This window comes from Chelativorans intermedius (genome assembly GCF_025398255.1).
Classification (GTDB): domain Bacteria; phylum Pseudomonadota; class Alphaproteobacteria; order Rhizobiales; family Rhizobiaceae; genus Chelativorans; species Chelativorans intermedius.
Genome location: NZ_JAODNW010000023.1, coordinates 46,277 through 59,483 on the forward strand (window position 1 = coordinate 46,277; position 13,207 = coordinate 59,483).

The 13,207-nt window shown below is 67.1% G+C and carries 14 protein-coding genes and 1 tRNA gene; 9 read left to right on the forward strand and 6 right to left on the reverse strand.

Translation table 11 applies throughout. From position 1 onward, the window contains the following. The 4 genes from NYR58_RS16520 (at position 1) to NYR58_RS16535 (ending at position 4,115) form a co-directional block, all read left to right on the forward strand. On the forward strand, positions 1-1,680 hold the full coding sequence (locus NYR58_RS16520; RefSeq protein WP_261522218.1) for a formate--tetrahydrofolate ligase: 1,680 nt from the start codon (positions 1-3) through the stop codon (positions 1,678-1,680). Between the two features lie 112 nt (positions 1,681-1,792). Continuing rightward, positions 1,793-2,554, forward strand: a complete 762-nt coding sequence (locus NYR58_RS16525; RefSeq protein ID WP_261522220.1) for a 3-hydroxyacyl-CoA dehydrogenase — start codon at positions 1,793-1,795, stop codon at positions 2,552-2,554. A gap of 9 nt (positions 2,555-2,563) precedes the next feature. Then, positions 2,564-3,313: a HugZ family pyridoxamine 5'-phosphate oxidase gene (locus NYR58_RS16530; RefSeq protein WP_261522221.1), complete on the forward strand. Its 750-nt coding sequence runs from the start codon at positions 2,564-2,566 to the stop codon at positions 3,311-3,313. 4 nt (positions 3,314-3,317) lie between these two features. Further along, positions 3,318-4,115 carry a TrmH family RNA methyltransferase gene (locus tag NYR58_RS16535; protein WP_261522222.1) on the forward strand — a complete coding sequence of 266 codons (798 nt, stop codon included), beginning with the start codon at positions 3,318-3,320 and terminating at the stop codon, positions 4,113-4,115. Between the two features lie 3 nt (positions 4,116-4,118). Here NYR58_RS16535 and NYR58_RS16540 read toward each other — a convergent pair whose 3' ends face one another. Beyond that, entirely contained in the window at positions 4,119-5,324 is a 1,206-nt protein-coding gene (locus NYR58_RS16540; protein WP_261522223.1) for a hypothetical protein, read from the reverse strand. A gap of 190 nt (positions 5,325-5,514) precedes the next feature. Next, complete coding sequence (locus NYR58_RS16545; RefSeq protein WP_378074672.1) at positions 5,515-6,048, reverse strand: DUF1134 domain-containing protein; 534 nt, start codon at positions 6,046-6,048, stop codon at positions 5,515-5,517. Positions 6,049-6,402: 354 nt separating this feature from the next. On the opposite strand from NYR58_RS16545, the gene chpT reads away from it, so the two are divergent. Both chpT and NYR58_RS16555 read left to right on the forward strand, forming a co-directional pair. Continuing rightward, the gene (gene chpT / locus NYR58_RS16550) at positions 6,403-7,032 is read left to right on the forward strand and encodes a histidine phosphotransferase ChpT (RefSeq protein WP_261522225.1); all 630 of its coding nucleotides are present in this window, start codon (positions 6,403-6,405) and stop codon (positions 7,030-7,032) included. Positions 7,033-7,143: 111 nt separating this feature from the next. Further along, positions 7,144-7,512, forward strand: coding sequence for a response regulator (locus NYR58_RS16555; protein WP_261522227.1), 369 nt, complete (start codon positions 7,144-7,146; stop codon positions 7,510-7,512). A 100-nt stretch (positions 7,513-7,612) separates the two neighbouring features. On the opposite strand, the gene ctrA is transcribed toward NYR58_RS16555, so the two are convergent. Beyond that, on the reverse strand, positions 7,613-8,308 hold the full coding sequence (gene ctrA, locus NYR58_RS16560; RefSeq protein ID WP_261522229.1) for a response regulator transcription factor CtrA: 696 nt from the start codon (positions 8,306-8,308) through the stop codon (positions 7,613-7,615). 418 nt (positions 8,309-8,726) lie between these two features. On the opposite strand from ctrA, the gene NYR58_RS16565 reads away from it, so the two are divergent. Further along, positions 8,727-9,098 carry a flagellar export protein FliJ gene (locus tag NYR58_RS16565; RefSeq protein ID WP_261522230.1) on the forward strand — a complete coding sequence of 124 codons (372 nt, stop codon included), beginning with the start codon at positions 8,727-8,729 and terminating at the stop codon, positions 9,096-9,098. A gap of 158 nt (positions 9,099-9,256) precedes the next feature. On the opposite strand, the gene NYR58_RS16570 is transcribed toward NYR58_RS16565, so the two are convergent. Both NYR58_RS16570 and sciP read right to left on the reverse strand, forming a co-directional pair. Beyond that, positions 9,257-9,889, reverse strand: coding sequence for a LysE family translocator (locus NYR58_RS16570; protein WP_261522231.1), 633 nt, complete (start codon positions 9,887-9,889; stop codon positions 9,257-9,259). A 135-nt stretch (positions 9,890-10,024) separates the two neighbouring features. Continuing rightward, a complete protein-coding gene (gene sciP / locus NYR58_RS16575) occupies positions 10,025-10,300 on the reverse strand; it encodes a CtrA inhibitor SciP (protein WP_261522232.1) in 276 nt (91 codons plus the stop codon). A 229-nt stretch (positions 10,301-10,529) separates the two neighbouring features. On the opposite strand from sciP, the gene mnmA reads away from it, so the two are divergent. Further along, positions 10,530-11,705, forward strand: coding sequence for a tRNA 2-thiouridine(34) synthase MnmA (gene mnmA, locus NYR58_RS16580; protein ID WP_261522233.1), 1,176 nt, complete (start codon positions 10,530-10,532; stop codon positions 11,703-11,705). Positions 11,706-11,712: 7 nt separating this feature from the next. On the opposite strand, the gene NYR58_RS16585 is transcribed toward mnmA, so the two are convergent. After that, positions 11,713-12,666, reverse strand: coding sequence for a Gfo/Idh/MocA family protein (locus tag NYR58_RS16585; protein WP_261522234.1), 954 nt, complete (start codon positions 12,664-12,666; stop codon positions 11,713-11,715). Positions 12,667-12,877: 211 nt separating this feature from the next. Here NYR58_RS16585 and NYR58_RS16590 point away from each other — a divergent pair. After that, positions 12,878-12,954, forward strand: a tRNA-Met gene (locus NYR58_RS16590). Positions 12,955-13,207: the final 253 nt, after the last annotated feature.

The following is a 13,207-nucleotide window of genomic DNA, read 5'->3' on the forward strand; positions in this document are numbered from 1 at the left end:
ATGCCCGAGGTGAAATCCGACATCGAGATTGCGCGCGCTGCGCACAAGAAGCCCATTCAGGAGATCGGCGCCAAGCTCGGCATTCCGCCGGAGCACCTTCTGCCCTATGGCCACGACAAGGCGAAGGTCTCGGCCGACTTCATCGCCAAGGCACGGGCGAATGGCGACGGCAAGCTGATTCTCGTCACCGCCATCAACCCCACACCCGCCGGCGAGGGCAAGACCACCACCACGGTGGGCCTCGGCGACGGGCTGAACCGGATCGGGAAGAAGGCCGCGGTGTGCATCCGCGAAGCCTCCCTCGGCCCCTGCTTCGGCATGAAGGGGGGCGCGGCCGGCGGCGGCTATGCGCAGGTCGTGCCCATGGAGGACATGAACCTGCACTTCACAGGCGACTTCCATGCCATCACCTCCGCCCACAACCTGCTTTCCGCGCTCATCGACAATCACATCTACTGGGGCAACGAGCTGGGCATCGACATCCGCCGGGTCGCCTGGCGCCGCGTGATGGACATGAACGACCGGGCGCTGCGGCAGATCATCTGCTCGCTCGGAGGCGTGGCCAACGGCTTTCCGCGCGAGGGGGGCTTCGACATCACCGTCGCCTCGGAGGTGATGGCCATCCTCTGCCTGGCCACGGACCTGAAGGACCTGGAGCGCCGTCTGGGTGACATCATCATCGGTTATCGCCGTGACAAGACACCCGTGTTCGCCCGCGACCTGAAGGCCGACGGCGCCATGGCGGTTCTGCTGAAGGATGCGCTGCAGCCCAACCTGGTGCAGACGCTCGAGAACAACCCCGCCTTCGTGCATGGCGGCCCCTTTGCCAACATCGCCCATGGCTGCAACTCCGTCATGGCCACCACCACGGCGCTGAAGCTTGCCGACTATGTGGTGACGGAGGCCGGTTTCGGCGCCGATCTCGGCGCCGAGAAGTTCTTCGACATCAAGTGCCGCAAGGCGGGGCTGAAGCCCGCCGCAGCCGTGATCGTGGCGACGGTGCGCGCGCTGAAAATGAACGGCGGGGTGAAGAAGGAGGACCTGGGCACGGAAGACGTGGCAGCGGTGAAGAAGGGCTGCGCCAATCTCGGCCGCCACATCGAGAACGTGAAGCAGTTCGGCGTGCCCGCCATCGTGGCCATCAACCACTTCCACACCGACACGCAGGCCGAAATCGAGGCCGTGAAAGCCTATGTTGCCGCTCAGGGAGAGGAGGCGGTGCTGTGCCGGCACTGGGCGGAAGGCTCCGCCGGCATCGAGGAGCTGGCGCACAAGGTGGTGCAGCTTGCCGAAGGCGGCAGCTCGCAGTTCGCCCCGCTCTACCCCGAGGACATGCCGCTGTTCGAGAAGATCGACACCATTGTGAAGCGCATCTATCGCGGTTCGGAGGCGATTGCCGACAAGTCGGTTCGCGCCCAGTTGAAGCAATGGGAGGACCAGGGCTATGGCCATCTGCCGGTGTGCATGGCCAAGACGCAATACTCCTTCTCGACCGACCCCAATCTGCGCGGCGCGCCCACCGGCCATGTGGTGCCGGTGCGCGAGGTGCGCCTTTCGGCGGGCGCCGGCTTCGTCGTCGCCATCTGCGGCGAGATCATGACCATGCCCGGCCTGCCACGCACGCCGGCGGCGGAGAAGATCTTCCTGAACGAGGCGGGCCACATCGAAGGGCTGTTCTGACGCGGCGCCCGGCCCGCGCCTGGGCCGGGGCGTGACCGGATTCATTTGATCTGGCGGGATTTTTGTCCGAAAAGCGGACCCGCGTTTCGGGAATCCTGTCTGGGAGGCGTTCATGAATCCATCCGGCATCACCGCGCTTGTCACCGGCGGCGGCTCGGGCCTTGGCGAGGCGACGGCGCGCGCCCTGGCACAGCGGGGCGCAAAGGTGGCCATCGCCGATATCGGCATGGAGAGGGCCCGCACGGTGGCCGCTGAGATCGGCGGGCTGGCAGTGCGCTGCGATGTGACCAGCGCGGAGGAGGCGGAAACTGCCCTCGCCGCCGCGACGGAGAAGCTGGGGTCGCCGCGCATCCTCGTCAACTGCGCCGGCATCGCCGTGGCGATGAAGACCGTGGGCAGGGACGGGCCGCATCCGCTCGACCTCTATCGCAGGGTGATCGAGATCAACCTGCTCGGCACCTTCAACATGATCCGCCTCTTCGCCGCCCGCGCGCAGGAGCTGGAGCCGCTGGAGGGTGGAGAGCGCGGCGTCATCGTCAACACCGCTTCCGTTGCCGCCTTCGACGGGCAGATCGGCCAGGCTGCCTATGCCGCCTCAAAGGGCGGCGTGGTGGGCATGACGCTGCCCGTTGCGCGCGATCTCGCCCGCGCTGGCATCCGCGTGTGCACCATCGCGCCGGGCATCTTCAAGACGCCCATGATGGCCGGCCTGCCCGAGGAGGCGCAGGCCTCGCTCGCCCAGCAGGTGCCCTTCCCGCCGCGGCTCGGCGAACCGGCCGAATATGCGGCGCTTGCCTGCCATATCGTCGAAAACCAGATGCTGAACGGCGAGACGATCCGGCTCGATGGCGCCATCCGCATGGCGCCCCGATAGGACGCGGCGATGGCCAGGGCCGACCCCTTCCTCAAAACCGACGCACAAGCCATCCGGCTGGCGAAGACGCTGATGCGCACCGCCCGCTTTGGCGCGCTGGCCACCATCGACGCCGACGGCGCGCCGCTGGCAACCCGCGTGGCAGTGGCCACCGACACGGATGGCGCGCCGCTAATCCTGGTCTCCACGCTTTCCGCGCATACAGCGGCGCTGCAGGCCGAGCCGCGCTGCGCGCTGCTGGTGGGCGAGCCCGGCAAGGGCGACCCCCTCGCCCATCCGCGGCTGACCCTGAAGGCGCGGGCCGAAAGGCTGCAGCCCGGCACGGCCGGCCACGCGCATGCGAGGCGGCGCTACCTCAACCGACATCCCAAGGCGAAGCTCTATGAAGGCTTCCCGGATTTCAGCTTCTTCCGGCTGGAGCCGCAGGACGGGCTTCTCAACGGCGGCTTTGCCCGTGCCTACCGGCTGACGCGGGGGGAACTGCTGGCGCCGGCGCAGATCGCCGCCGCCCTCGCCGAGACCGAGCAGCAGGCCCTCGACCATATGAATGCCGAGCACGCCGACGCCGTCGAAGCCTATGCCACGGCGCTGGCCGCAGGCACGGCGGGCCAGTGGCGGCTTGTCGGCATCGACCCGGAGGGCATGGACCTCGCCCGGGGCGACGAGGTGCGGCGCGTCTTCTTCGAGGCGCCGCTCGGCGAGCCCTCGCAATTGCGCCCCGTGCTCGTGGCCATGGCCAGGAAGGCGCGCGGCGGCTAGGCCCATGCGCACGCTCATCCCGATCGACGACCCGGACGATCCGCGGATCGCCGCTTATCGCGACATCCGCGAGCGCGACCTCGTGGGCCGCCAGGGCCGCTTCGTGGCCGAGGGCAAGGTGGTGCTGAACGTGCTCTTCTCCGCCTCCCGCTTCGCCGCCGAATCGGTGCTGTTGCGCGACAACCGGGTGGCGGGGATGGAGGAGATCCTGCGCCGCGTGCCGGAGAAGGTGCCTGTCTATGTGGCGAGCGCGGCGGTGATGGACGCCATCGCCGGCTTTCCCATGCACCGCGGCGTGCTGGCGATCGGCCGCCGCGAATGCGAGGAGGATGCGCAGGCACTCCTTGCCCGCCTGCCGAAGCGGGCGCTGGTGGTGGCGCTGTCTGGCATCGCCAACCATGACAATATGGGCGCCATCTTCCGCAACGCCGCCGCCTTCGGCGCCGATGCGGTGGTCATGGATGCCGGCTCGTGCGATCCGCTCTACCGCAAGGCCATCCGCGTTTCCGTGGGGGCTGCACTCAAGGTGCCCTTTGCACGCGCCAGCACCGCCGAGGACATGGTGGAAGCCCTCCTCCGGGCCAGCTTCACGATCCTGGCGCTCAGCCCGCGCGGGGAGCGTGACATCGCGCAGGCCCGCCGCAGGGCGCGTACGGCGCTGCTTCTGGGCGCCGAGGGGCCGGGCCTGCCGGCTGCCCTGCTCGACCGCCTGCCATCGGTGCGAATTGCCATGCGCGAGGATTTCGACAGTCTGAACGTCGCCACAGCCTCTGCCATCGCGCTGCACAGGCTGTGGCGATAGCGGCTATTCGCCGGGCGATGTGGAGCCGGCGCGCAGGGCGCGCACGCGCTCGGCCAGGCTGGGCTGCCCGCCGGGCGCGCCCGTCCCTTCCTGCAGTGCGGAAAGCGCCCTGTCGATCGGCGAATCCGGCCCCTCCAGCGCGGCGGCCACGCTGACCACCTGCGCGGCCAGATCGGAGATCTGCTCGCGCAGCGCCTCGTCGCCGGCGCCGTCCTCCGCCCTGGCGATGGCGGAGCGCAGCCGCCTGTTCTCGCGCATCAGGGTGGAAAGCCGCGAGCGCAACCGCTCCAGCTCGCCCTTGCGGGCCGTCTGGCCGCCGGCGTCATCCGCACCCTGCTCGTCCAAAAGAGCGGCGATGCGCCGCGAAAGGTCCGTCACCTGCTCCTCCAGCCTTGCCTTTTCCTGCTCCACCTCGGCGAGCCGGCGTTCCGGGTCCGGCCCCTCCTGCCCCGCCGCCTGCCTCAGGCGGGCGATCTCCTTTTCCCGCCGCTCCAGCCGCTCGTCGCGGGTCGATACCGCGGCGATCAGCTCCTCCACCTTGCGTTCCATCTCCTGGGCGCGGGCGCGCGCAACATTGAGCGCCTCCTCCGCTTCGGTCTTCTGAGAAAGGGCGGCGCGGCGCGCCCGTTCGGCCTCTCGAACCTGGCCGCGCAGGGCCGCAATGGTGTCGTTGAGTCGCTCGAGGTCGCCCTCGCGCGCCACCACCTCCACCTGGAGGGTGCTGGCGGTAAGGCTTGCCTCCTCATAGAGGCGCGACAGCTCTTCCACCTGCCGCCCGCTCTCGGCCAGGCGGCGTTCGGTCTCGGCCAGCTTCGCGGTGAGCGTCGCGATCTCCGCCTCGCGCTCGGAAAGCCGGGCGGCGAGGTCGTCATGGCGGGCCTGAAGGGCGGCGAGCGCCTCCTCGCGCGCCGCACATGCCTCGCCAAGGCGGGCGATCTCCTCGCGCTGGCGGTTGATCTCCACCAGATCCTGCGCCGCCTTCTTCTTGATGGCTTCCGCCTTCATCTCCAACCGGCGTGTCGCCATGGCATGTTCGGCGCGCAGGGCATCCACCTGCGCCTCGATCTCCTGGCGGGTGAGCGGGGTGGTGGCCTCGATGCGCTGCCTAGCAAGCGCGCCGGCACGCCGCCACAGGGCGGGCGCGACCGCCAGCGCCAGCGCCGCAGCGACCAGGAAACCGAGAATGAACCAAAGAGCGGTCTCAATCACGAGGCGTGTCCGTCGGCGCCGGAGCGGCGGGCGCGTCCCGAAGGCCGCGCGCCCCGCCCTGTCTCGTTTCCACACGCCACCTGCCCGAGAGCCCCGCGGGTCCGCGCACGCAGCGCAAGCACGGCGCATACTCTGCCACGGCGCACGACAGCAAGCCAGAGCGCCCCGGCGCGCCGGACATCGGAGCGCCTCAGAAGGGGTTCCAGGTGGGGCTGGGCGTAAGCTTCAGATAGCCCAGATTGACACCCAGGCGGGCTCCGACGCCGGTGCGGATGGGCACGATGAGGACCGGCCCGTTCTTGAGCACATTGAAGCCGAGCCCGGCCACGAGATAGGCCGAGCCTGCGACGCCGGCATAACGCCGGTAAAGGTCGTTCACCGTTTCGAGATTGTAGACGAGGACCATGACGCGCGATCCCTGGCCGCCGAAGTCCCAGCCGATGGAGGGACCCTGCCAGTAGACCGGGTGATCGCCCGCATTCTTGGTGTAGAGCATGCCCTCGCCATAGGTGAGGCCGCCGACGATGGCGCCGGAGCCCTCCTCGCCCAGCACATAGCCGTTGGGCAGTCCGTAGGAGGAGAAGATCTTCTCCACCAGCGTGGCCAGCCCGCCGGAGGTAGCACCGAAGAAGTCGCTCCCGGCCTCTATGATTTCGTCCATCGTGTAGCCGTTCTGCTGGGCTCGGGCGGCGGGAACGGGCATGAGAATCGCCGCACCCAGCATCGCCAGGGCCACAAGGGCAAGACCCGCCTTCGCGCGGCTGAAGAAACTCATCAGCATCGGTCGTCTCTCCATTGTCGGGCGGCGCATGGCAGCCGCCGTCATTCGTTAGAAAGGGAGGGTAATCCGTAATCCTTTTTCAACCATTAAACGGGCGGCAAGATGGCACTTTCGCGGCCCGGTGGCGGGCGAGCCGCCAGGCAGGGCCGCTTCGGCGCGAATGTGGCCCTCCTTTGTTGCCGGGCGGCCCGCGATGTGTAACCACAATGCCACCTGCCGAGAGGGCGATTCGCGGCGGCACCGGCGGCGCCGCGCAGTGCTGAAACGGGGATTGTTGACAGGGGACGGTTCGAGACAATGAACGAGATTCTTTCGCTGAGCGCGCCCGATCTGGCTGCCCTTCTGTGCAGCCGCGTCTGCCACGACATCATCTCGCCCGTCGGGGCCATCAGCAACGGGCTGGAGCTTCTCGACGAGGGCGGCGCGGAAGAGGACGCGATGGCGCTCATCCGCGCCAGCGCCAGAAACGCCTCGGCGCGGCTGCAGTTCGCCCGCATCGCCTTCGGCGCGGCCGGTTCCGCCGGCATGCAGATCGACACCGGCGATGCCCACTCGGTGGCCATGGCCTTCATCCAGAACGAGAAGCCGGAGCTCGAATGGATCGGCGGGCGGGCGCTCTTGCCCAAGAACAAGGTGAAGCTGCTGTTGAACCTGCTTCTGGTCGCCAATGCCGCCATACCGCGCGGCGGCAAGCTGACGGTGCGCCTGGACGCGCTCGAAACGGCACCGAAATTCACCATCACCGCCCGTGGCCCGATGATGCGGGTGCCGCCAAAGTTCCTGGAGCTGCATTCCGGGCGTACCGCCGACGAGCCCATCGACGCGCACAGCGTGCAGTTCTACTATACGCTGCTTCTGGCGCGCGAAACCGGGATGAGCATTTCCATCCATGCCTCCGCCGAGGAGATCGTGCTGAGCGCGGCCTGAGACGGCAGCCGGCGCCGTTGCTTAAGAAGGAATTTACCACTCCCGTTTGCAGCGGCTTTACCGCTGCTGCTTACCATGCGCACCAGGTCTTGGTTAAAGGGGAGCGGAAGCATGAAGCGCTGCTTGATCGTCGATGACTCCAGTGTCATCCGCAAGGTGGCAAAGCGCATTCTCGCTGGCCCCGAGATGCTGGTGGGCGAAGCGGCCACCGCTCACGAGGCCATCGAGATATGCCGGCACGAGATGCCGGAGATCGTGGTCGTCGACAGCCTGCTGCCAGACATGGACTCGGCCGATCTCATCCGTCGGCTTGCCCTCATCGCACCCGAGGCGCGGCCGCACATCGTGCTGTGCCTGTGCCAGTTCGACGTCGGCCGCATCATGCGCGCCAAGCGCGCCGGCGCCAAGGGCTATATCCTGAAGCCCTTTACCCGCGACCAGCTTCTCGAAAGCTTCCGCGATTTCGACCTGGCGGCCTGAGGACGGCCCGCATTCCGCCCTTTCGCACCATCACCGGCCCCAACAAAAAACCCGGCTCCTCGAAGCCGGGTTGTGGCAGAAGCGGGGAAAAGCCTCAGGCTCACGCGCTTTCGCGCATTTCCTCCGGCTCGCGCAGCACGTAGCCGCGCCCCCAGACGGTCTCGATGTAGTTCTGCCCGCCGGAGGCAGCATCGAGCTTCTTGCGCAGCTTGCAGATGAAGACGTCGATGATCTTCAGCTCCGGCTCGTCCATGCCGCCATAGAGATGGTTGAGGAACATCTCCTTGGTGAGCGTGGTGCCCTTGCGCAGCGACAGCAGCTCCAGCATCTGGTATTCCTTGCCCGTCAGATGCACGCGCTGGCCGGCAACCTCCACCGTCTTGGCATCGAGATTGACCACCAGGTCACCCGTCGTGATGATCGACTGGGCATGACCCTTGGAGCGGCGCACGATGGCGTGGATGCGCGCCACCAACTCGTCCTTGTGGAAGGGCTTGGTCATGTAGTCGTCGGCGCCGAAGCCGAGCCCCCTCACCTTCTCCTCGATGCCGGCCATGCCGGAAAGGATGAGGATCGGCGTCTTGACCTTGGACAGGCGCAGCGTGCGCAGCACCTCATAGCCCGACATATCGGGCAGGTTGAGATCGAGAAGGATGATGTCGTAGTCGTAGAGCTTGCCGAGATCGACGCCCTCCTCGCCGAGATCGGTCGTATAGACGTTGAAGCTTTCCGACTTCAGCATCAGTTCGATGCTCTGTGCCGTCGCACTATCGTCTTCAATCAGCAGAACGCGCATTTCCTGTCCCCTTTCCGCCGCCGAGCCGCATCGGGCAGGCATCCGGGCACCGCAGCAGCGATGGCCTGAATCGGAGGCTGCCAGTTAATGGTTAACAAAACCTGATTCGGCATGGCAAGCGCTAAGATCACCTTTCAGCTTTTTCGGGCACTTGTTTGAATCCAAACGCAGAATCGTTTTCGTAGCTTGCATCCTCAAAAACCGGGTCGCCTCCTGCCCGGAAGCAGGCCGCGATGAACCCCATCCGTCCGGCGTCTTTACCGTGCCTTAAGTTCCTGGCCCATATGATTAACAACGCCCGTAAACGAATGGTTACCGCGGGGGGCGCTATTTAGGATTTTGTTTTCCAATGCCGGGGCAAACCGCCGTGCCGGCAAAGGAGCGGGGGTATGGGGCCGCGTTCTCTGGGAGTACGAATATGAAGTCACGAGCAAACCTTGTCCGTCTCAAACAGTTTCAGGTGAACGAGAAGCGCCGCCGCATCGCCCAGCTCGACGCCATGATCGCCGAGTTCGACCGCATGGCCGACGAGCTGGATGCCCAGGTCGCCGCCGAGGAGGCGAAGGCGGGCATTACCGACCAGAACCATTTTGCGTACCCCACCTTCGCAAAGGCGGCGCGGCTGCGTCGCGACAACCTGCGCACCTCGCGCGCCGAGCTTGCCCAGCAGAAGGAGCAGGCCGCGGAGGAGCTGGCCGAGGCCGAGGCCGAGCTCAGAAAGGCCGAGGCCCTGGAATCGCGCGACGGCAGAACGCGCGGCAGTGACGACATGCGCGCCATGACCGGCTGAACGGCGCCACGGCGCGCCCGCGGCAGACGCTTCCGCTGCACCCGTGCAGCAGACATTCCACCAGAACTTTTTCCCGTGCGAGGCCGCCCGAAAGCGGGCCTTGGCATGCCTGAAACGCCGCCCGCCGAAGAGCGGGGCGCACCGTTCGGCACGCCGCGTCAGCGCCGCGTATCGAGCGCCATCCTGACCGCGAGGCCCGCCAGGACGGTGCCCATCAGCCAGCGCTGCAGCAGCAGCCACAGCGGATGGCGCGCCAGAAAGCGCGAAACCCCGCCCGCCGCAAGCGCGATTGCGGCATTCACCGTCACGCTGACGGCGATCTGGGTGAAGCCGAGCGCCAGCGACTGGGCAAGCACGCTGCCGCGCGAGGGATCGACGAACTGCGGCAAGAGCGACAGGTACACCATCGCGATCTTCGGATTGAGGAGATTTGTGAGCAGCCCCATGAGGAACAGCTTGCGCGGCCCGTCGCGCGGCAGCGCCCTCACCTCGAAGGGCGAGCGGCCGCCGGGCCGCACCGCCTGCCAGGCAAGCCACAGCAGATAGGCCGCGCCGGCCAGCCGTAGCGCGTCATAGGCGTAGGGCACGGCGAGGAGAAGCGCAGTGATGCCGAAGGCCGCCGCCAGCATGTAGACGACAAAGCCGAGCGCCACGCCGCCGAGCGAGACGAGCCCCGCCCGCGGCCCCTGGGTGATGGAACGCGAGATGAGATAGATCATGTTCGGGCCCGGCGTCAGCACCATGCCGAGCGCGACGAGGGCGAAGGCAAGCAGGCTTAAGGGATCAGGCATGGCTTCGCCTCCGGCGGCGCATGGACGATGCGGTCTCGCGACCGATAAGGCCGCGCAATCAAAGACGCCGGAGGGGATGTCAGCAAGGAAAAACGGTTGGGCCAGCCGGAACGCGAAACGGCGGCCCGGCGTCCGTCAGTGCCTGTATTGCTGGAGGCGGGTGGTGCGCAGACCCTGAAGGCCGTGCTGGTCGATGGACGCCTGCCAGGACAGGAACTCCTCCACCGTCAGCCGATAGCGCTGGCACGCTTCCTCGAGGCTGAGAAGCCCGCCGCGCACGGCGGCCACGACCTCCGCCTTGCGGCGAATGACCCAACGGCGCGTGTTTGACGGCGGCAGGTCGGCGATCGTCAACGGACTGCCATCGGGCCCAATCACATATTTCACGCGCGGTCGCACCAGATCGGTCATCGTACTCTCTACACTGAACCAAGACCCAATCGCGGCGACGATAGCCCCGCCGCTTTAAGAATTGCCTAAACGCGTGGTAAGGGTAGCGTAACACAAGTGAATCCGGCGTTAGGGATTCGTTTGGAATTTGAATCGAATGCCGCAGGATCGTCCTGCGGCGCAGCGCCGTCTTGACCCGGCGCCGGCGCATTGCCATTTAGCACGGCAACCAGGAGCGGATATCAGAGCCATGAACAGCCTCGACCTGCCGCGAGCCCCCGAGGAGACGCGTGTCATCGTCGCCATGTCGGGGGGCGTCGATTCCTCCGTCGTGGCCGGCCTCCTGGCCCGCCAGGGCTATGAGGTGGTGGGAGTGACGCTGCAGCTCTATGACCACGGCGCGGCGGTGCACCGGCCCGGCTCCTGCTGCGCCGGCCAGGACATCGACGATGCGCGCCGCGTTGCCGAGCAGCTCGGCATCGCGCACTACGTGCTCGATTACGAGGAGCGCTTCCGCGAGGCGGTGATCGACCCCTTCGCCGAGAGTTACCTGTCCGGCGAGACGCCGATCCCCTGCGTTTCCTGCAATCAGACGGTGAAGTTCTCGGACCTTCTGGAGACGGCGCGCGAGCTCGGCGCCGACGCGCTGGCCACCGGCCACTACATCCGATCGAGGCCCAACGGCGCGCACCGGGCGCTCTACCGGCCGGTGGATGCCGAGCGCGACCAGAGCTACTTCCTCTTCGCCACCACGCAGGAGCAGATCGACTATCTGCGCTTTCCGTTGGGGGGCATGTCGAAGCCGCAGGTGCGGCAGATCGCCGAGGAGATGGGCCTTTCGGTGGCCGCCAAGCAGGACAGCCAGGACATCTGCTTCGTGCCGCAGGGCAGATATTCCGACATCATCGCCAAGCTGAAGCCGGAGGCGGCAACGCCGGGCGATATCGTGCACATGGACGGGCGCGTGCTCGGGCGCCATGAGGGCATTCTCCACTACACGATCGGCCAGCGCCGCGGCATCGGCATCGCCACCGGCGAGCCGCTCTATGTGGTGCATCTCGACGCCGAGCGGGCGCGCGTGGTGGTGGGGCCCCGGGAGGCGCTCAAAACGCACCGCATCGTGCTGCGCGAGGTCAACTGGCTGGGGGACGGGCCGCTGGAGGCGGTTCCCGAGGCGGGCATGGAGCTTTATGCCAAGGTGCGCTCCACCCGCCCGCCGGCGCCAGCCACGCTGTATCACCGCGCAGGCGTCACGACGGTGGAACTACAAGAGGGCGAGGCCGGCGTGGCGCCCGGCCAGGCCTGCGTGCTCTATTCCGACGATGGGCCGGACGCGCGCGTCTTCGGCGGCGGCTTCATCGCACGCTCGCAGCGCCATGCAGAGGCGGAGGCGCAGCTTGCCAGGCTGGAGAAGCTGACGGCCTGAGGCCGTCTCAATCGTGGGTGACGGTGCCGGCGGTGAGGATGCGCAGCACCTCGATCGCCTCCTCTCCGGTGGTGCGCGGCTCCGCGCGCGTCTCGATGCAGCCGATGAAGTGCTCCAGCTCGCGCGTCAGGGGCATGCCTTCCTCCACCGGCACATAGGTCGGCTCGTTGGCGGTGAAGGCCCATTGGCCGCTGTCCTGCCAAACGGCATGCCGATAGACGGCGAGCTTGCGGCCCCAGGGCTCCACATCGTCGAAGACGGCCATCGCCTTGGTGCCCACCACGGTCAGCCGGCGCTCTCGATAGGGGTTGAGGCGCGAGGCGAAGAGGTGGCTTCGCAGCCCGTTGGCGAAATGCATGTGCAGATGGGCGAAATCGCTCAGATGATCGAGCAGCGCCGCCCCCTCGCCGCGCACCTCGATGGGCGGTGCGCCGGTGATCGCCAGGATCATCGACAGGTCGTGCGGCGCCAGATCCCACAGCGCGTCGTTCTCGGTGTGGAACTTGCCGAGCCCCAGGCGGTGGGAATGGATGTAGCGCACCTCGCCGAGCTCGCCGGCGTCGATCAGGCTCTTCAGCGTCTCGAAGGCGGGGTGAAAGCGCAGCACGTGGCCGACCATATAGATGCGCCCGGCCTCGCGGCCTGCCCTCACCGCCCGCTCGGCATCCTCGACATTGAGCGCCACCGGCTTCTCGACCAGCACATCCTTCCCCGCCTCGACGGCGCGGATGGCATATTCGGCGTGGAACTGGGGCGGCAGCGCCATCACCACAGCATCGACCTGCGGATCGTCGAACAGCGCGTCGGGTGCGACGGCGCGGCAGTCGTGCTCGCTGGCAAACCCCTCGGCGCGCGCGAGATTGGCATCGGAGACCGCGCTCAGCGCGCCGAGCGACTTAAGCGTGCGGATGTGGTTCGATCCCCAATACCCGCACCCAAGAACTGCGATTCGCGGCTTCATATGATCGTCACAAGATTTGGCTTGCCGACACATATCGGCGCCAGCGCCGCAACTCAAGCCCGCCGAGCCGTCCACGACGAAGAGCCGCACCGCGGCGCCGAAAGGGCAAAGGACGCGACAGCCCGCTTGACACCGCCCGGCGCGCGACCTTATATCCGCCCGTCCTCAAGGCGCAGCCCGGCCACCGCCGGCAAGCCGCAGCGCCGCCCAAGGCGGAGTAGCTCAGTTGGTTAGAGCAGCGGAATCATAATCCGCGTGTCGGGGGTTCGAGTCCCTCCTCCGCTACCAAAATTTCATGGTCCGTTCCGGAGACATGGGTAACAGATTGTACCTAAGACATGGGTGACAACCTGGTGCCGAACGGGTCGTCGATGGTCCGGGGAATTTTTCGCTCCTGACCGACAGGCACCGGCTCATCCCGGTGCGGCGAATCGTTTTCGCATGTGGTCCACGAAGGCGCGGACGCTTTCCTGCGCATCGAGGAGATGAACATGCCATTCGACCGACGCGCCGTCCTTTCAGGCGCCGGCAGAATCGCCGC